The sequence below is a fragment of the Arthrobacter sp. AZCC_0090 genome (assembly GCF_014207375.1).
Taxonomy (GTDB): domain Bacteria; phylum Actinomycetota; class Actinomycetes; order Actinomycetales; family Micrococcaceae; genus Arthrobacter.
Genome location: NZ_JACHEE010000002.1, coordinates 230,646 through 248,833, shown reverse-complemented (window position 1 = coordinate 248,833; position 18,188 = coordinate 230,646). Strand labels below are relative to the sequence as shown.

Genomic DNA, 18,188 nt, shown 5'->3' with positions numbered 1-18,188 from the left:
CCTAAATTGTCGGTGATTTACGGCAAGATAGGTACGTGAGCACAGCAGAGAGCGAAACCGCAGTTCCGGCCGAATCCGTGCGGGAAGAGTACGAAAACCTGGCAGACCTGGTCCGCAAGTACCGTTATGCGTACTACCAGGAAGATGCGCCAACGGTCTCGGATGCCGAGTTCGACTCCCTGTACCGCCGCCTTGAGGAACTCGAGGCACTGCATCCCGAGCTCGTCTCCAACGATTCCCCCACGCAGGAAGTGGGCGGCGAAGTGTCGGCCGCGTTCGCCGCCGTCGAGCATCTTCAGCGGATGTACAGCTTGGAGGATGTGTTCTCGCTGGACGAGCTCGAAGCGTGGGTCCGCAAGGCCGAGGCTTCGGTCGAGAAGCTGGGCACGGCGGCTACCCGCATTGCATGGCTGACTGAGCTGAAGATCGACGGCTTGGCAGTGAACCTGCTCTACCGCGATGGCAAACTGGTTCGGGCCGCCACGCGCGGAGACGGCACTACGGGCGAGGACATCACCCACAACGTGCTCACCATCAGGGAGATCCCGCGCCAGCTCAGCGGAAGTGGCTTTCCGTCCGAGGTGGAAATCCGGGGCGAAGTCTTTATTCCGTCCAAAGCTTTCGCTGAATTCAACGAGGCCCTGATCGAGGCCGGCAAGGCGCCGCTGGCCAACCCCCGCAATGCCGCGGCCGGCTCCTTGCGGCAGAAGGACCCGGCGGAAACGGCCAAACGTCCGTTGCGGATGTTCGTTCACGGCATCGGCGCCCGCGAAGGCCTCGATTCCAGCAGCCAGTCCGAAACGTACAAGCTGCTGGAGGAATGGGGCCTGCCGGTCAGCCCGTACCTGAAGGTCTTGGACTCCTTCGAAGAAGTCTTGGACTTCATCAAGCACTTCGGCGAACACCGGCACGACCTCCTCCACGAGATCGACGGCATCGTGGTCAAGATTGACGACTTCGCCACCCAGCGTGCCCTCGGGTACACCTCGCGCGTGCCTCGTTGGGCCGTCGCCTATAAATACCCGCCGGAGGAAGTCCACACCAAGCTGCTGGACATCCAGGTCAACGTTGGCCGCACCGGCCGCGTGACGCCGTATGGGGTGATGGTACCGGTCAAGGTCGCCGGCTCCACCGTCGAGATGGCCACGCTGCACAACCAGGATGTCGTCAAGGCCAAGGGCGTCATGATCGGCGACATCGTGGTGCTGCGCAAGGCGGGCGATGTCATTCCTGAGATCGTCGGGCCGGTCCTTGCGCTGCGTGATCAGCAGGATCCTCCGGTGCGCGAGTTCGTGATGCCGACGGAATGCCCGTCCTGCCACACGCCGCTGGCTCCGGCGAAGGAAGGCGACGTCGATATCCGCTGTCCCAACGCGAAGTCCTGCCCGTCCCAGTTGCGTGAGCGTGTCTTCCATGTCGCGAGCCGCGGCGCCTTCGACATCGAGGCTTTGGGCTGGGAAGCTGCCATCGCTCTCACCCAGCCCGCGGAGCCGGAAACGCCGCCCCTGCGCAATGAGGCAGCTTTGTTCAGCCTCAAGCCTGAGGACCTCGCCGAGGTCCGGATCCGCCGCGAGAAGCGCTCCAAGGGGGTAGGCACGGGAACGTTCGATCTGGTGCCGTATTTCTATTCCAAGGCCACCGCGAAGACCCCTTCAAAACCTACGGCCACCACGGAGAAACTGTTCAAGGAACTCGAGAAAGCCAAGACACAACCCCTCTGGCGCGTTTTGGTTGCCTTGTCCATCCGGCACGTTGGCCCCACCGCGTCGCGGGCGCTGGCCACGGCCTTTGGGAGCATGGAAGCCATCCGGGCCGCCCCTGAAGAGGAGTTGGCCAACGTTGACGGAGTGGGGCCGACCATTGCGGTAGCACTCACGGAATGGTTTGCCGTGGACTGGCACCAGGAAATCGTGGATAGCTGGGCGGCAGCCGGTGTCCGCATGGTTGACGACCGTGACGCCGGCATACAGCGAAACCTGGAAGGCCTCACCATTGTGGTGACGGGATCCTTGCCCACCCTGAGCCGGGACGAGGCCAAGGAAGCCATCATCATCAGGGGCGGTAAGGCCGCCGGTTCGGTTTCCAAGAACACCAGCTACGTGGTTGCGGGTGAAAACGCCGGGTCAAAGCTGGACAAAGCTGAACAGCTCGGCATCCGCGTGCTGGACGAGGATGGTTTCAGAGCGTTGCTCGATGGCGTGCTTGAACCGGCCGACGGTGCTGCACAAGATGAAGACGCAGCCGTCACTGTGGCCGAATTGGAAGCTTCCGAATGACGGCTGATGTCTTGGATCTTCTCGCCGTTGCCCGCGCAGCCGCTGAGGCCGGAGCTGGGGTTCTTGCCCGCCGGCCGGCAAGCGGCAACGCGGCGGGAGATCTCGGCGTCGTGAACAAAGGCGACGCCGGCGACTGGGTGACTGCCTTCGACGTCGCCGCGGAGAACGCAGTGCGGGAAGCCATTACCGCGGCCCGCCCGCACGACACCATCACGGGCGAAGAGCATGGCACCACCCGGCCGGAGCAGCCCAGCGGCTATCGGTGGTCCATCGACCCACTGGACGGCACCACGAACTTCATCCGGAACATTGTCTACTACGCCACGTCCGTGGCCGTTGCAGATGCCGACGGCGTGTGGCTGGCCGGGGTAGTCAATGCCCCCGCCTTGGGACGCGTCTACTCGGCCGCTCGTGGGCACGGGGCTTGGCTTGAAGAAAAAGGCCAGCGTACCCAGTTGAGCGGGCCGTTGTTGGGCCGGACCGGGCTGATCGTGGCCTCCGGGTTCAGTTACGATCCTGCCACGAGGGCCGAGCAGTTCGCCGGGCTCGGGACCCTCATGGAAGGCTTCGCTGATCTTCGTCGCTTGGGCTCTGCCGCGCTCGATCTCTGCCTCGTGGCCGATGGAACCCACGATGCCTTCGGAGAGCGCGGGCTCAACGAACACGACTACGCTGCGGGTGCCCTGATTGCCGAAGAAGCCGGTTGCTGGGTCCGCCGCCCGCGGTTGACCAGCCCGCTGGACGGCGGCCCCACTGACGCAGACCGCCTGGAAGCCTGGACCTGCGCAGGAACCCTGGAACTCTCAGGCAAGTTCCCGCTCTAACCCTTCGACGCTCGCTCACTTGTGTTGGTCTTTGGCGGGACGCTCGCTCACGTATGTTGGTCTTTGGCGGGACGCTCGCTCACGTATGTTGGCCTTTGGCGGGACGCTCGCTCGGGAGGCCCGACCGCCATCAAGCGCCCGCTCGGACGAGGGACTCGTCGGCGGAGAGGCGATTCGCAGGGCGCTCCAAGCCGTAATGTTCCCTCAGCGTGTTGCCGGCGTACTCCCTGCGGAACAGACCCCGCTTACGCAACACCGGTACCACTTGGTCAACGAAGGCTTCGAGCCCTGAGGGCAACACAGCGGGCATGATGTTGAAGCCATCAGCTGCGCCGTTTTCGAACCACAGTTGGATCTCGTCGGCCACTTGCTCCGGGGTGCCCGCGAAAGTCAGATGTCCCCGGCCGCCTCCCAGCCGGCCGATCAGTTGGCGTACCGTGAGCTTCTCCCGTCGGGCAAGCTCCACAATGAGCGTGTAGCGGCTCTTGGCGCCTTCGATCGAGTCCTCGTCCGGAAGATCGGCTGGAAGCTGGCGATCCAGAGGCAGATCCTCGGGCTTCACCCGGAGGGTCTTGGCTAGCTCAGCCCTCGCGTATTCTGGCCGGATGAGCTCATCCAGTTCACGCTCAAGGCGCAGCGCTTCGTCCTGGGTTGAGCCGATCACGGGGACAATCCCTGGCAGGATCTTGATGCTCTCGGTCGTCCGGCCCAGCCCGATGGTGCGGGTCTTCAGATCGGTGTAGAACGCTTGGGCGCCCTCCAAGGTTTGCTGGGCAGTGAACACGGCCTCGGCGTAGCGGGCGGCTAGGCTTTTGCCGTTCTCGGAGGAGCCCGCTTGGACAATCAGGGGATGGCCTTGGGGAGAGCGTGGCACATTGAGTGGTCCGCGGACCCGGAAGTGCTTGCCGACGTGGTCGATGGGCCGGACCTTGGCTGAGTCTGCCCAGATGCCGCCTTCCTTGTCCGCAAGCACGGCGTCGTCCTCCCAACTGTCCCAGAGCTTGGCGGCCACCTCCAGGAACTCGGCTGCCCGTTCATAGCGGGTCGCATGGGCGGGCTGATCGTCGATGCCGAAGTTCCGTGCGGCTTCCGGTCCGGCTGTAGTCACCACGTTCCAACCTGCCCTCCCGCCACTGACGAAGTCCACCGAGGCGAAGCGCCTGGCCAAGTTGAAGGGATCGTTGTAGGTGGTCGACGCCGTGGCGATGAGGCCGATCTTTTCGGTGGCAGCCGCAATTGCGGTGAGCAGCACCGTCGGTTCGAGTTTGCCCGCGGGCCGGCGTCCGACATCGCCGAAGATCACGGGGGAGTCGGCGAAGAAGATAGAGTCAAACGTGCCGCGCTCGGCGATCCGCGCAAGGTTTTGGTAATGCCGGATGTCGGTGCTGGCGCGCGGGTTGCTTTCAGGCAAGCGCCAGGACGCCTCGTGATGGCCGGTGCTCATGAGGAATGCGTTTAGGTGGAGTGTGCGTTGCTGGGGGCTCATGTGGGTTCCTTTCGTTGTGGCCTGGCCGCCAATCAACCACGAGACACCCGCCCCGCGCCAGCACTGCGAAACCTTCCCGCAACAGCAGGAAACCGGGCTTCACAGCCGGAAACCGGACTCAATCTGGCGCCACGGGAAGCAACGTTCGGGAGCAGACCGCGATGCTCGCTCACTTATATGGGCTATTCCCTCAACGCTCCTTCACATGTATCAGGGCGAGCACATCTATCTGAGCGAGCGATGGGGGATTGGGGTGTATATCTGCAGGAGCGTTGGGGGATTGGGGTGTATATCTGCAGGAGCGTTCGGGGGGGCGGGCGGACGCGGCGCCGCCACCGAGACTGACGCCCCCGGTGATAGTTCGGTCACGGAAACGGCGCTTTGGTAGGCCCGGCACTGCGGACGCGACTACCATGGATCAGTGCATTCGCAGATTTCCGTCCGTCCCGCCTTGCCCGAAGACTACGACGCCGTAGCCCGCATCACGATGGCCTCCTACGTGACCGCCGGCTACTACGGCAGCCCGGACCACCCGTATCTGCAGAAGCTCCGCGATGTGGCAGGCCGTGCTCGGCACGCCGACGTTTTCGTCGCCGAGCGCGACGGCCGAGTCATCGGATCTGTCACCTCGGCCAAGGCAGGCGGCGACTTTTCGGACATCGGATTCCCGGACGAGCTCGAAATGCGCACCCTGGTGGTTGACCCCGAAGTGCAGCGCTCCGGAGCGGGACGGGCACTTGTGCAGGCAGTAGTTGACCAGGCCCGATCCATGGAGGGCATCAACGCTGTTTCCCTCACCACGGGCGCCACGTGGGAAAGCGCCAACGCGCTCTATGCCAAGACCGGTTTCGAGCGCGAGCCCGAACGCGATTGGTTCGTCCCGGGGACCGACATAAAGCTGTTCGTTTACCGGCAGGATGTCCGTCAGCCTTAAAGTTTCCTCGTAAAGTCCCGGCCATCGTGCCGGGTGCGGAAAACTGAGAAAGGCGCGGCATGCGCAAGACATTCGGCACGGGTTCGGTCTGGGAACAGACCCTTGGATACTCTCGTGCGGTCCAAGTGGACAACACACTCTTCATTTCGGCCACGGCGGCGTCCGGGCCTGATGGCATTGTGGGCGACGACTTCTACTCGCAGACCAAATACATTCTCGAAAAGCTCGAAGCGGTCCTGGCCGACGCCGGGTTCTCCTACGAGGACGTCGTGCAGTCCAAGCTGTACCTAACGGACATCAGCAAGTGGGAAGACGCCGGTCGCGCGCATGGCGAGGTCTTCGGCGAGATCCGCCCCACTCTCTCCCTGGTCCACGTCCTGCCGTTCCTCGACCCGGAAATGCTCGTCGAGATCGAGCTGGTAGCCCAGAAGAGCGCCTAAGCAGCCCAACTAACTCGCAGTAGATGTCGTTTTGACGCCTCATAACGACATCTACTGCGAGTCAGTTGGGTGGGCTGCTACTTGGGGGAGAGCCGCGCGGGGACGCCGTAGCGGTGTTCCGGGCGGCCCGTGGTGCCGTAACGCAGTTGGATCTCGACGGCGCCGTCGTCGGCAAGCGAGGACAGGTACCGTTGCGCCGTGGCGCGTGAGACACCCACCCGTTCCGCCACTTCTGCCGCGGAGTATTGTTCCCCCGGTGCCAAGGAGTCAAGCACGGACGCTTCGGTTGCCGAACGAGGCTTGCCCGACGGCGCCACGTCACCGGCGATGAGTGCCCGTTTGGCCCGCTCGATGGTCTCCTGGTCCACTGCATGCTGTTGACCGAGGATCCGCCGGTAGCGGGCATAGGAACGCAGCTGCTGCGACAGTAATTCGGCGGTGAACGGTTTCAGGAGATAGGCCAAGGCTCCGCGGCGCAGGGCTGTCCTGATGGACACGGCATCGGAGGCCGCGGTCAGCATCATGGCATCCACATCGAGTTGCCCTAGGAGATCCAGGCCCGAACCGTCCGGCAGATACACATCCAGCAACACGAGGTCCGGCCGGAGACTGTGCACGGTCTGCAGCGCCTGAGCCGTGGATCCCACCGGAGCCAAGGCCAGGAAGCCGGCCACGGAATCCACGTAGGCTGCATGGAGCTTGGCGACGTGGAAGTCGTCATCCACTATCAACACCCTGAAGTCTTCGCTCATTGGTGTCCTTCCTTCGGTTCAGTTGCTGTGGGATGTTCGGTCAGCGGGGCATCGCTCGGCGCGCCGGTGACCCCGGGCATGGTTGCCATGAAGACGGCGCCTGGACCGCCGGGGGAGCCGGGCTCCAGGACGCGCACATCGCCTCCGCGACGCCGCGCGAGCTGCCGCACCAACGCGAGCCCCAGTCCCTGCCCGCCTGGGCTGGTGATTCCGCCTTCGGCTGGCTCCGCCGTCGTGAATCCTTCCACGAACACCCTCTCTGGCTCGACCTCGCCGAGACCGTCGCCGGAGTCCGCGACGACGATGTGCAGCGTGCCGCCGTCGGGCCCCGGTTGGTCAAGCAGCTCAACCTCCACCCAGCGTTGCGTCGAAGAGCCGGCGACGGCGGCGTTGACGGCGTTGTCGATCAGGTTGCCAAGGACCGTGGTGACGTCCTGCGGCTCGGTGACATGACCCCGCACCAAGGTTTCGGGACCGATACGCAAGGTCACGCCTCGCTCATCCGCCTCCACGCCTTTCGCGCCGACGAACGCCTGCAGATAGGGATCCTGCAGGAGCTCGGCCTGCTGCACAGGAAACTTCAGCGGGCCGGTGGCGGAGATCCTGGCGAGGTAGTCCTTGGCCTGGCCGTGTTGGCCGATGCTCATGAAGCCGGCGATCGTGTGGAGCTGGTTCGCGAACTCGTGGCGCTGGGCCCGCAGCGCGGCAGACATGGTGCCGACGGCGTCGAGCTGGCGCGTCAGCTGCTGCAGTTCGGTGCGGTCCCTGAGCATGACCACCCAGCCGAGATCCTCCTTGCGGTGCAGCGCCTTGCGGGCATTGGCTACGAGGACCCGCCCGGCGGCGACGATTTCCACAGCTTCGGCGTCGTGCGCCGACGGCTGAGTGAGTGCCTTCAGTTGGGCCGGGACGGCGGCCCTTTCCCAGCTGGTTCCCGTGAGGACATGTCCATCGGTGGCGCCAGCCATGGCGGGCGAACCGGGAGTTCCAGATTCTTCCGGCATGCCCAGCAGGCGCCTTGCCGCAGCGTTGAAGACCGTGATGCGCCCATCGGCGGAAACGCCGATCACGCCGTCGTCCACGCCTTGAAGCACGGCTATCTGGTCATGTACAAGGGTGCTGATTTCTTCGGGTTCGAGGCCCAGCGTCAGGCGTTGCAATCTGCGGCGCAGGAGGAATGACGCTAGGACACCGGCAACCAGGGAGCCCGCGGCCGTGAGCGCAATGGGGACGATGTCCTCGGCAAGGCTTTGGCCGAGCGACTCCACGGAATATCCCACACTGACTTCGCCCACCACGGTCGCCGCGGAACCGGGAGCCGCGGCGGAATCCGGCGCGAAGACCGGGACCTTGGCGCCCGCGGATGGTCCCAGGGTCCCGGTGTTCCGGGTGGTGATTTCCTTTCCGGACAGGGCATCCGAGGGGTCCGTGCTGACCCGTTCGCCAAGCCGGGCTTGGTCCGGGTGCGCCAGCCGCAGGCCGGTCTCGTCCGTGACCACCACGAACAAAGCGCCGGTGCGGCCCCTGGCAGCCTCGGCAGCGGCCTGGATGGGTCCGGCCGCGAGCACCGCAGGAGGCGGGGTTCCCGGCTCCTTGCTGATGGCTTGGACCTGGGATCGAATCACGGGGTCCGAGGCCACGGTGCGCGCCAAGGTCAGCGCCTGGTTTTCCGCCTCCGCGCCGATCCGCCCATAGACGAGCCACGCATGGACGGTGCCGCTAAGCAGCACCACCAAGAGGACGACGCCGAGCTGCAGGAGCAGGGTCTGCGTTGAGAACCGCAGGGCAAGCCTGGGCATCTTGCCTCCTTCCGGCTGGGATTGGCCGGCTGGAGCGGGGCAGCAGCGGCGCTGTATTTCTACGTCTACCTCTCCATTGAAGCATTGAGCACAATGAGCAAAATGCTCTCAATCAGCAGTATGTCCATCAAATCCCACAAACGCCTTGCTGTGAGCGTCGCCACTATACGTTCTGTATCGCGCATCACATCGACGTGATGCCGTTCACTGTAGTAAGGAGCCGGCTGTGCTGGTATTGCTTGGATTCGCAATGATTGCGGTGTTCATGGTCCTGATCATGACAAAGAAGTTGACGCCCGTTCTGGCGCTAATCATCGTTCCCACCATTTTTGGCTTGTTTGCCGGTGCCGGCCTCGGCATCGGAAGCATGGTGATGGATTCGATGAAGTCCATGACGTCCACGGCCGCCCTTTTGATGTTCGCGATCGTGTATTTCGGACTCATGATCGACGTCGGGCTGTTCGACCCGCTGGTAAAGTTCATTCTCCGCAAGCTGGGCAACGACCCCGCCAAAGTGGTCCTGGGTACCGCCATTCTGGCTGCCGCTGTTTCGCTCGACGGCGACGGCTCCACCACCTTCATCCTCACCACCGCGGCGATGCTGCCCGTCTACCTCCGTTTGAAGATGAGCCCCGTGGTCCTGACCTGTGTGGCCGGCCTGGCCAACGGCACCATGAACATCCTGCCCTGGGGTGGCCCCACGGCCCGCGCGGCCACCGCCCTCAAGATCGACGTCAACGACGTGTTTGTTCCGATGGTCCCGTCCCTCATCGCGGGCCTGGTGGTCGTCTTTGTCTTCTCCTGGCTCTTGGGCCTGCAGGAACGTAACCGCCTCCGCGCCACCGCTCCCGAGATCTGGGGCGATGTCGCCGACGCCGGGGACGTGTTCGACGGCGGCACGCGCCGCGGCGGTACCGGCACCGGATCATCGCGTGGTTCCGGCTCCACCCCCACTGCAGCTAAGCCTGGCACCGGCGGAGGCGCCGGCGTCGGCGTCCTGGAACGCACCGAAACCTTGGTGGACCTTGCCGACACCGGTTTGGCCGACACCGCACTCGATCCCAACCGCAAGACCCTGCGCCCCAAGCTCTTCTGGTTCAACCTCGGCCTGACCGTCGCAGTGATGGTCATGCTGGTGGCCAACCTGGTGCCGCTGCCCTACGTCTTCATGGTGGGCTCCGCTATCGCCCTGTTGGTGAACTTCCCCAAGGTCAAGGAACAAGGCGCGCAGCTGGTGGCCCACGCGCCGTCCATCGTGGCCGTGGTCAGCATGGTCATGGCCGCAGCCGTCCTCACGGGCGTCCTCAACGGCACCGGCATGGTCAAGGAAATGTCCGCGTGGCTGGTCCACATCATCCCCGCCGAGATGGGTCCCTTCATGGGCGTGATTACCGGCCTGCTCAGCATCCCGATGACGTTCTTCATGAGCAACGACGCCTTCTACTTCGGTGTCCTCCCGGTCCTGAGCGAAACCGCCGCGCACTACGGCATCAGCGGCGCAGAAATGGCCCGGGCCTCGATCACCGGCCAGCCCTTCCACCTGCAGAGCCCCCTGGTCCCCGCGATCCTGCTTCTCGTCTCCCTGGCCAAGGTAGAACTCGGTGACCACCACAAAAAGGTCCTGTGGCGCACAGCGGTCATCTCCATCGTCATGCTGGCAGTAGGCATGCTGACAGGAGCCATCGGCATCGGGTAACAAACCAACCACCCGCACCAGGCAACGCGGGGTCACTTACAGCCCATTCCGGACCTCCGGATGGGCCGTAAGTGACCCCGCGTTGTTCGTTGTCCAACCAACGTAGACTAGTCCGGAAAACCATTTGAACTTTGCAGGGGAGATCCATGGCTGCGATCAACCGTGACGACGTCGCGCATCTTGCGCGTCTGGCTCACATTGAAATGAGTGCCGAAGAGCTGGACAGGATGGCCGGCGAGCTTGCTGTCATCGTGGACTCGGTGAAGTCCGTCAGCGAAGCCGCCGGGGACGATGTCCCGGCTACGTCCCACCCGATTCCGTTGAACAACGTGTTCCGCGAGGACGTCGTGGGCCACACGTTCACGGCCGAGCAGGCTTTGTCCGGGGCTCCTGATTCCTTCGAGGGCCGCTTCAAGGTTCCGGCAATCCTGGATGAGGACTAAGCGAATGACTGAATTGAACAACTCCGAACTCATCCGCTTGTCCGCAGCACAGTTGGCCGCCAAGCTGGCCGCGCGCGAGGTCACGTCCGTCGAGGTCACCCAGGCGTACCTGGACCGCATTGCAGACGTCGACGGGCAAGTCAATGCGTTTTTGCATGTCAACGCTGAAGAGGCGCTCGCCGTCGCCGCCGAGGTGGACGCGATCCGCGCCGCTGGTGGTGCCGAAGCCGAGGCGTTGCACGAGCTCGCGGGCGTACCCATCGCCGTCAAGGACCTCATCGTGACGATCGGCCAGCCAACCACGGCCGGTTCCAAGATCCTCGAGGGCTGGCACAGCCCCTACGACGCGACCGTCATCAAAAGGCTGCGGGCGGCGAAGATGCCCATCCTGGGCAAGACCAACCTGGACGAATTCGCCATGGGTTCTTCCACGGAACACTCGGCGTACGGCCCCACCCGCAACCCGTGGGACCTGGACCGCATTCCCGGTGGCTCGGGCGGTGGCTCCGCGGCCGCCGTCGCCGCTTTCGAAGCTCCGCTGGCCCTCGGCACGGACACCGGTGGATCCATCCGCCAACCCGGCGCCGTCACCGGCACAGTTGGCATGAAGCCCACCTACGGTGCTGTTTCCCGCTACGGCGCAATCGCCATGGCGTCTTCGCTGGACCAGATCGGCCCCGTATCGCGGACCGTGCTGGACTCGGCCCTCCTGCAGGAAGTCATCGGCGGGCACGATCCCTTCGACTCCACCTCGCTGACGGACCCTTTCGACACGCTCGTTGCCGCAGCCAAGACGGGCAATGTCACCGGCATGAAGATCGGCATCATCAAGGAACTCCACGGCGAGGGCTACCAGGCCGGCGTCGAGAACCGTTTCAACGAGTCCCTTGAGCTTCTCAAGGAGGCGGGCGCGGAAATCGTCGAGGTTTCCTGCCCCAACTTCAAGTACGCGCTGGGCGCCTACTACCTGATCATGCCGTCCGAGGTCTCCAGCAACCTAGCCAAGTTCGACGGCGTCCGCTACGGCTTGCGTGTCCTGCCCAAGGACGGCCCCATGACAATCGAACGAGTCATGGCCGCTACCCGCGCCGCAGGCTTCGGCGATGAGGTCAAGCGCCGCATCATCCTGGGCACGTACGCCCTGAGCGCCGGCTACTACGACGCCTACTACGGCTCGGCCCAGAAGGTCCGCACGCTCATCCAGCGTGACTTCGAAGCCGCGTTCGCCCAGGCAGACGTCCTGATTTCGCCCACGGCTCCCACCACTGCCTTCAAGCTGGGGGAGAAGCTGGACGATCCGCTGGCAATGTACCTCAACGACGTCGCCACCATCCCGGCGAACATGGCGGGGATTCCCGGCTTGTCCCTCCCGGGCGGCCTGGCTGACGAAGACGGCCTGCCCGTAGGCATCCAGCTGTTGGCGCCTGCCCGTGAGGACGCCCGCCTGTACCGCGTGGGTGCTGTCCTTGAATCCTTGCTCGAAGAGAAGTGGGGCGGCCCCTTGCTGGACCGCGCCCCTGTACTGAAGGCGCCCGTTCTCGATTCCAGCTCCACCATCGCCGGAGGTTCCAACTGATGTCTACCGACGCCATCCTCAGCTTCGAAGAGGCCATGGAGAAGTACGATCCCGTCCTTGGCTTCGAGGTCCACGTGGAGCTCAACACCAAGACCAAGATGTTCTCCTCCGCCCCGAACGTCTTCGGGGACGAGCCGAACACCAACGTCAACGAGGTGGACCTTGGCATGCCCGGCGTCCTGCCCGTGGTGAACAAGACGGCAGTGGAATCCTCCATCAAGATCGGCCTTGCCCTGAACTGCAAGATCGCCGAGTCCTGCCGCTTCGCCCGGAAGAACTATTTCTACCCGGACACCCCAAAGAACTTCCAGACGTCCCAATATGACGAGCCCATCGCGTACGACGGCTACCTGGACATCGAGCTATCGGACGGTACGGTGTTCCGCGTCGAGATCGAGCGTGCACACATGGAGGAAGACGCCGGCAAGCTGACCCACATGGGTGGCGCCACGGGCCGCATCCAGGGTGCCGACTACTCGCTGGTGGACTACAACCGGTCCGGTGTTCCGCTCGTGGAAATCGTCACCAAGCCGATCGAAGGCGCCGGTAGCCGTGCCCCTGAACTCGCCAAGGCCTACGTTGCCGCTGTCCGCGAGATCGTCAAAAACCTCGGCGTTTCCGACGCCAAGATGGAACGCGGCAACGTCCGTTGCGATGCCAACGTCTCGCTGCGCCCGCACGGCCGCGAACGCTTCGGCATCCGTTCGGAGACGAAGAACGTGAACTCGCTGCGCGCCGTCGAGCACGCCGTCCGTTACGAAATCCAGCGCCACGCCGCCGTTCTGGACTCCGGTGAGCCGGTCATCCAGGAAACGCGCCACTGGCATGAGGACACGCGCACGACGACGTCGGGCCGGGCAAAGTCCGACGCGGACGACTACCGCTACTTCCCGGAGCCGGACCTCGTTCCGGTCCTCGCGTCCCGTGAGTGGGTTGAAGAACTCCGCGCCACGCTGCCCGAGCCGCCCGCGGCCCGCCGCAAGCGGCTCCAGGCGGACTGGGGCTATTCGGACCTTGAGTTCCGCGACGTCGTGAACGCCGGCGTCATGGACTCCATCGAGGAGACCATCGCCGCCGGTGCCAGCGCCTCCGTGGCCCGCAAGTGGTGGATGGGCGAGATCGTCGGACGCGCCAAGACGGCCGACGTCGATCCCTCCGAACTCGGCGTCACGCCGGAAACCATCGTGGAGCTCAACAAGCTCGTCGAGGGCGGCAAGATCAACAACAAGATGGCTTCCCAGGTGCTCGAGGGCGTCCTCGCCGGCGAGGGCACCCCGGCGGAGATCGTCGAGAAGCGCGGCCTCGCGGTCGTGTCCGACGACGGCCCGCTGCTGGAAGCGATCGACGCCGCACTGGCGGCCCAGCCGGACGTGGCGGAGAAGATCCGCAGCGGTAAGCTTCAGGCCATCGGTGCGATCGTCGGCGGAGTCATGAAGGCCACCCGGGGGCAGGCCGATGCCGGCCGCGTCAAGGAGCTGATCCTGGAGAAGCTCGGCGTCGAGGGCTGATTCCCCACCGCCTCCCAACCCAACTAGTCCCCACCGCCTCCCTAACCTCGCTTCGCTCGGCCAGGGAACCCTGGCGGCGTGGGCCCGGCAGTTGTTGTCGTTATGAGCCGTCAAAACGACAACAACTGCGACCTAGTTGTGTCTGGATCCACAGCCCTCACACAGCTTCAAGGCTCATCATGGAGTCATCAGTTCTTTGCTGCCCGCCCCTTACCGGTACGGGGAGGAGCGGAGAGAGGATTCGGCCGTGTCCACCATGACTCCGGGGCTTCGCAAGGCCCTCATCGCCGGCGGTATCGCCGTCGTCTTGAGCGGCGGTGGCGTGGCCGCAGTCTGGGCTGCCGGCCAGATCATCCCTTCGTACGTGGGCGCTGCGCCTACGAGCACAGCGTCGCCCGGAACAACGGCACCCGCCACCCCGTCACCCGGCAACGCCAAGCATTTTCCGGTACTTCCACGCGGCTTCGCAGGCCCGGGGATTCACGGTGAGTTCACTGTCAAGAACAAGGACGGCACGTTCACGACTATGGTGACGCAGCGCGGCACCGTGCAGTCGGTCAGCGCTGCGAACATTTCCGTGAAGAGCGATGACGGCTTCACGCAGAGCTACGCGATCACGTCGTCAACTACCATCGTTAAGTACCCTACAGCCGGAACGGGCACGCAAGGGCGTCGTCCATCGCTTCAAACCATCAAGGCCACTGACCTGAAAACGGGCGACACGGTTGCAATCTCCGGCACGAAGAGTGGCACTACAGTAACCGCCAACCGCATCATTTCAGGTACCCTGCCGGTTGCGCCCAATGGCGGCGGACGGCGGCTGGGCTACGGGGGCAGTGTCTAGGAAGGGGCCGCGGCGAGCCGGTCCCGCACGTGCCGGAGCATCGTGGTGACAGGCGCCCCGGGCACCAGTTCGCCGTCCCGCACGAAGCCTTCCTCGCGGCCCTGGAGGGTTTCCACCATGCGTGCGCGCCAAAGCTGCAACAACTGATCCGACTCGGGCTGGCCGGCGAGGTTGAGGCACTCGTGCGGGTCGGCGTCGAGATCGAAGAGTTCCTCCACGCCCTTGCTGGGTCCCGCAGATATGGGGCGAGCGACACGCCGTCGACTGAGTCGGGAATGTCCACCCCCGCGAGATCCAGGAGCGTAGGCATGACGTCGCGCAGCTCCACCACATGGTCCACGACGACGGCGCGAGCCGAGTTCCGCTGGGACGCCGCGTCCGCGATGATGAAGGGAACCCGCGCGGAACCTTCGTAGGGCACCGCCTTGCGGAACATATGGTGATCGCCCATCATCTCGCCGTGGTCGCTCGTGAAGGCAATGATGGTGTTGTCGTAGAGGCCGAAGTCCACCAGCGATTCCTTGATGCGGTTGATCTGGAGATCGATTTGCGCCATGAGTCCGTAGTAGCCTGCCCTGGCGCGGTGGACGGTGCGGTCCGGGAGCTCGCCGAAGGCTGCCTGATAGTCTCCGTCCTTCCTGAACTCGTCCCAGTGGTGCTCCCAATTTCCCTCGACTGGCCGGTATTCGGGGATGTCCAAATACTGCTCGAAGGCCCAGCGCGGAGGATCGTAAGGCGGGTGCGGCCGGTGGAAGGACAGGTAGAGGAAGAAGGGTTTGGTGGGGTCCCTCCGGTACATCCACTCCACGGCTTGGGTGCCGATCCAGTGGCTCGGGTGCAGTTGCTCGGGCTTGTCCCAGGGCCGGGCCACCACGGAATTGCAGTTGACGCCGTGGTCGAAATATTCCGCATCAGGGGTCTGACCCGGCTGGCGGCGAAGCCATGGAACATAGTCGTCAAAGAATCCGAAGTCCTGCAACTCGGGCAGGAACACACGTGGGCGTGGCGGAGTAGCCCTTCGAGAAACGAACTCCTTGGCGGGCCAGTTCGTCCAGGTGGGGTGTTTCCACGTAGGGGTGTCCGGCGGCGGAGAGACAGCCGCCCCGCCATTCGTCGACGCATATCAGGACGACGTTCGGTTGGCCCGTGGCGATGGCTTGCTCCTGGTTCTCTAGCGTACGCTACTTGGTCGCATACGCAAGAATCTGATTTAAGTTGGCTGATTTCCGTCAACTATTGTCAGTTTTGATCGCTTCGTCAAGGGCGGGCCACGTAGACTGCCTCGCGCCCGGTGACGAAATCTGATCTTCCAATCAAGTTTCAATCATGATCTTGCAAAAGGAGACAGGCGTCACTTATGGTTTGTTAAACGGTTAACGAACGTGGCAGTCATCACATGGCCATCCGAAACGTCGCCCCGGTTCCAGTGAACCCACCACGCGCCACGAAAACACGAGGAGAACGCATGAACTCGACGACGGAAGAAGCCCCGGCGCTGCCGGAGGCAGACCGCGTCCCGGCCCATGCCGAAGGGAAGCGGCTGAGCCGAGGCAGGCTGAGGCGGAGCAAGGCTCCCGTTCCCACCGCGCAATCGTTTAAGTCCCGGCTGCGACGCGACAAGCAGATGCTCCTGATGATGCTCCCGGGCATCGCGTTCCTGCTGTTGTTCTTTTACGTTCCCATCCTGGGCAACGTGATCGCGTTCCAGGACTACCAGCCCTATCTCGGCATCGGCGACAGCCTGTGGGTAGGTTGGCAGAACTTCGTGGACCTGTTCGGCAACCCGGACTTCGTCCACGCGTTCTGGAACACCCTGTACCTGGCCGCCTGGCAACTGGTCTTCCTTTTCCCGGTGCCGCTGGTGTTGGCATTGATCGTGGATTCACTGGTGAGCGCCCGGGTACGGAAGGTGTTCCAGAGCATCGCCTACCTGCCGCACTTCCTGTCCTGGGTACTGGTCATCGCTTTCTTCCAGCAAATGCTTGGCGGAGCGGGGTTTGTGAACAACACCTTGCGGCAATTCGGTATGGACGCCGTGCCGTTCATGACCAATCCTGAGTCCTTCCCTGTCCTCGTGGTTGCCCAGATGATCTGGAAGGACGCCGGTTGGGCCATGATCATCTTCCTCGCTGCACTCGCCAGCATCGATGCATCGCTGTACGAGGCAGCAGCGGCCGACGGGGCAGGCCGTTGGCGTCGCATGTGGCACATCACGCTCCCCGGGCTCCGTCCTGTCATCGTCCTCCTGCTCATCCTCCGTATCGGCGACATCCTCTCGGTGGGCTTCGAGCAGTTCATCCTCCAACGCGACGCAGTCGGGGCCGGAGCAGCGGAAGTCCTGGACACCTTCACGTATTACACCGGCGTCATCGGCGGCGGATGGAGTACCGGCGCCGCCGCCGGCCTCGCCAAGGGAGTGGTCAGCGCACTGCTGATCTATGCCGCCAACAAACTTGCCCATCGCTTCGGCGAAGACGGAATTTTTGCGAAGAAGGTCGGCTAGCCGCCCGACTGGCCCAGCCGGCACGCCCGCCGGGCCGCCTCACCCCGTCCGGAATTCGCACAAGGAGAACACCATGGCAACCACACTGCCCGCCAGAAAGACCCCTGCCTCCAGCGAGGCCACCCGCAAGGCCACCCGCAAGGTCGTCCGCAAGGTCAAGGAACTGAGTTACAACCCCAAACGGCCCGTCTGGAAAGAGCGGCCGTCGCCTCTCTACCAAACCATCAAGGCGCTGGTCCTGATTGTCTTCAGCGTCTCCATCCTGACGCCCATCCTGTTGGTCGTGTCCACCTCCCTGGCGGACAACGATCAGCTCATGCGGGCAGGTGGATTTGTCCTCTGGCCCGAACGGCCAACGCTGGACGCCTACGTCACCATCTTCAAAGGCCCCATGGTCATCCAGTCCCTCGGGGTGTCCTTGTTTGTCACCGCCATCGGCACGGTCTTGGCCCTCTTCGTCACCATCACCATGGCCTATGCCACCAGCCGTACAGTGCTGTTTGGCCGTCCGGTGATCCTCGGAGTGCTGTTTACCCTGCTTTTTGCCCCCGGGCTCATCCCGTCGTTCCTGATGATCCGCCAACTGAACCTCTTAGATTCCTTGTGGTCCCTGATCCTTCCCGGCATCTTCGGGGCCTTCAACTTCGTGGTCATGAGGTCCTTCTTCATGAACATCCCCGGTGAACTGATCGAGAGCGCACGGATCGACGGCGCCACCGATTGGCAAATCCTGTGGCGGATCGTGATGCCGCTCTCCAAAGCCGTGATCGCCGTCGTCGGGCTGTTCTACGCGGTGGGTTTCTGGAACTCATTCTTCAACGCCCTGCTCTACATCAACGATCACAGCAAATGGCCCATCCAGCTGCTCCTGCGGAACTTCGTCGTGCAGGGCAGCGGCGCCGCCGATCAGCTGGGAATCACCACCGCGCCGCCGCCGCAATCCATCCAGATGGCCGTAGTGGTAGTGGCCCTGGTCCCCATCCTCATGGTCTACCCATTCCTGCAGAAGCACTTCGCCAAGGGCGTCATTACCGGCGCAGTCAAGGGCTAACGCCGGCCCAAGCAAGAATCCCCGCACTTTTCACGCAACGAAACGCACCACCCACA

16 protein-coding genes are annotated in these 18,188 nt (G+C 63.8%); 11 read left to right on the top strand and 5 right to left on the bottom strand.

Annotated elements, in window-relative coordinates:
- Window positions 1–35 precede the first annotated feature (35 nt).
- On the top strand, window positions 36–2,276 hold the full coding sequence (gene ligA, locus HNP00_RS03925; RefSeq protein ID WP_311770491.1) for an NAD-dependent DNA ligase LigA: 2,241 nt from the start codon (window positions 36–38) through the stop codon (window positions 2,274–2,276).
- On the top strand, window positions 2,273–3,100 hold the full coding sequence (locus HNP00_RS03920) for an inositol monophosphatase family protein (protein ID WP_184736144.1): 828 nt from the start codon (window positions 2,273–2,275) through the stop codon (window positions 3,098–3,100). The genes ligA and HNP00_RS03920 overlap by 4 nt, the downstream gene beginning before the upstream one ends.
- Window positions 3,101–3,230: 130 nt before the next feature.
- On the opposite strand, the gene HNP00_RS03915 is transcribed toward HNP00_RS03920, so the two are convergent.
- Window positions 3,231–4,586 (bottom strand): LLM class flavin-dependent oxidoreductase, encoded by a 1,356-nt coding sequence (locus tag HNP00_RS03915; protein WP_184736142.1) that lies wholly within the window; start codon window positions 4,584–4,586, stop codon window positions 3,231–3,233.
- A 421-nt stretch (window positions 4,587–5,007) separates the two neighbouring features.
- Here HNP00_RS03915 and HNP00_RS03910 point away from each other — a divergent pair, with 421 nt between their 5' ends.
- Together HNP00_RS03910 and HNP00_RS03905 are read left to right on the top strand one after the other, a co-directional pair.
- Window positions 5,008–5,520: a GNAT family N-acetyltransferase gene (locus HNP00_RS03910; RefSeq protein ID WP_184736140.1), complete on the top strand. Its 513-nt coding sequence runs from the start codon at window positions 5,008–5,010 to the stop codon at window positions 5,518–5,520.
- A 59-nt stretch (window positions 5,521–5,579) separates the two neighbouring features.
- A complete protein-coding gene (locus HNP00_RS03905; RefSeq protein ID WP_184736138.1) occupies window positions 5,580–5,960 on the top strand; it encodes a RidA family protein in 381 nt (126 codons plus the stop codon).
- Window positions 5,961–6,037: 77 nt separating this feature from the next.
- Here HNP00_RS03905 and HNP00_RS03900 read toward each other — a convergent pair whose 3' ends face one another.
- Together HNP00_RS03900 and HNP00_RS03895 are read right to left on the bottom strand one after the other, a co-directional pair.
- The gene (locus HNP00_RS03900) at window positions 6,038–6,712 is read right to left on the bottom strand and encodes a response regulator (RefSeq protein WP_184736136.1); all 675 of its coding nucleotides are present in this window, start codon (window positions 6,710–6,712) and stop codon (window positions 6,038–6,040) included.
- Complete coding sequence (locus tag HNP00_RS03895; protein WP_184736134.1) at window positions 6,709–8,511, bottom strand: sensor histidine kinase; 1,803 nt, start codon at window positions 8,509–8,511, stop codon at window positions 6,709–6,711. Before HNP00_RS03895 ends, HNP00_RS03900 begins: the two co-directional genes overlap by 4 nt.
- A 226-nt stretch (window positions 8,512–8,737) precedes the next feature.
- Here HNP00_RS03895 and HNP00_RS03890 point away from each other — a divergent pair, with 226 nt between their 5' ends.
- From HNP00_RS03890 to HNP00_RS03870, 5 genes are all read left to right on the top strand, one after another.
- Window positions 8,738–10,207 carry a CitMHS family transporter gene (locus HNP00_RS03890; RefSeq protein WP_184736132.1) on the top strand — a complete coding sequence of 490 codons (1,470 nt, stop codon included), beginning with the start codon at window positions 8,738–8,740 and terminating at the stop codon, window positions 10,205–10,207.
- A gap of 146 nt (window positions 10,208–10,353) precedes the next feature.
- Window positions 10,354–10,650: an Asp-tRNA(Asn)/Glu-tRNA(Gln) amidotransferase subunit GatC gene (gatC, locus tag HNP00_RS03885; protein ID WP_184736130.1), complete on the top strand. Its 297-nt coding sequence runs from the start codon at window positions 10,354–10,356 to the stop codon at window positions 10,648–10,650.
- Window positions 10,651–10,654: 4 nt separating this feature from the next.
- Window positions 10,655–12,226 (top strand): Asp-tRNA(Asn)/Glu-tRNA(Gln) amidotransferase subunit GatA, encoded by a 1,572-nt coding sequence (gene gatA, locus HNP00_RS03880; RefSeq protein ID WP_184736128.1) that lies wholly within the window; start codon window positions 10,655–10,657, stop codon window positions 12,224–12,226.
- Complete coding sequence (gene gatB, locus HNP00_RS03875; RefSeq protein WP_184736126.1) at window positions 12,226–13,734, top strand: Asp-tRNA(Asn)/Glu-tRNA(Gln) amidotransferase subunit GatB; 1,509 nt, start codon at window positions 12,226–12,228, stop codon at window positions 13,732–13,734. Before gatA ends, gatB begins: the two co-directional genes overlap by 1 nt.
- A gap of 256 nt (window positions 13,735–13,990) precedes the next feature.
- The gene (locus tag HNP00_RS03870; protein ID WP_221451179.1) at window positions 13,991–14,578 is read left to right on the top strand and encodes a hypothetical protein; all 588 of its coding nucleotides are present in this window, start codon (window positions 13,991–13,993) and stop codon (window positions 14,576–14,578) included.
- Here the strand turns inward: HNP00_RS03870 and HNP00_RS03865 are convergent.
- Both HNP00_RS03865 and HNP00_RS23135 read right to left on the bottom strand, forming a co-directional pair.
- Complete coding sequence (locus HNP00_RS03865) at window positions 14,508–15,572, bottom strand: sulfatase-like hydrolase/transferase (protein ID WP_311770490.1); 1,065 nt, start codon at window positions 15,570–15,572, stop codon at window positions 14,508–14,510. The genes HNP00_RS03870 and HNP00_RS03865 overlap by 71 nt on opposite strands.
- Window positions 15,535–15,702, bottom strand: a complete 168-nt coding sequence (locus HNP00_RS23135) for a sulfatase-like hydrolase/transferase (RefSeq protein ID WP_311770501.1) — start codon at window positions 15,700–15,702, stop codon at window positions 15,535–15,537. The genes HNP00_RS03865 and HNP00_RS23135 overlap by 38 nt, the downstream gene beginning before the upstream one ends.
- Window positions 15,703–16,043: 341 nt before the next feature.
- Between HNP00_RS23135 and HNP00_RS03860 the strand changes: the two genes are divergently transcribed.
- The gene (locus HNP00_RS03860; RefSeq protein ID WP_184736122.1) at window positions 16,044–17,081 is read left to right on the top strand and encodes a sugar ABC transporter permease; all 1,038 of its coding nucleotides are present in this window, start codon (window positions 16,044–16,046) and stop codon (window positions 17,079–17,081) included.
- Window positions 17,082–17,154: 73 nt separating this feature from the next.
- Window positions 17,155–18,132 carry a carbohydrate ABC transporter permease gene (locus HNP00_RS03855; protein WP_260404748.1) on the top strand — a complete coding sequence of 326 codons (978 nt, stop codon included), beginning with the start codon at window positions 17,155–17,157 and terminating at the stop codon, window positions 18,130–18,132.
- Window positions 18,133–18,188: the final 56 nt, after the last annotated feature.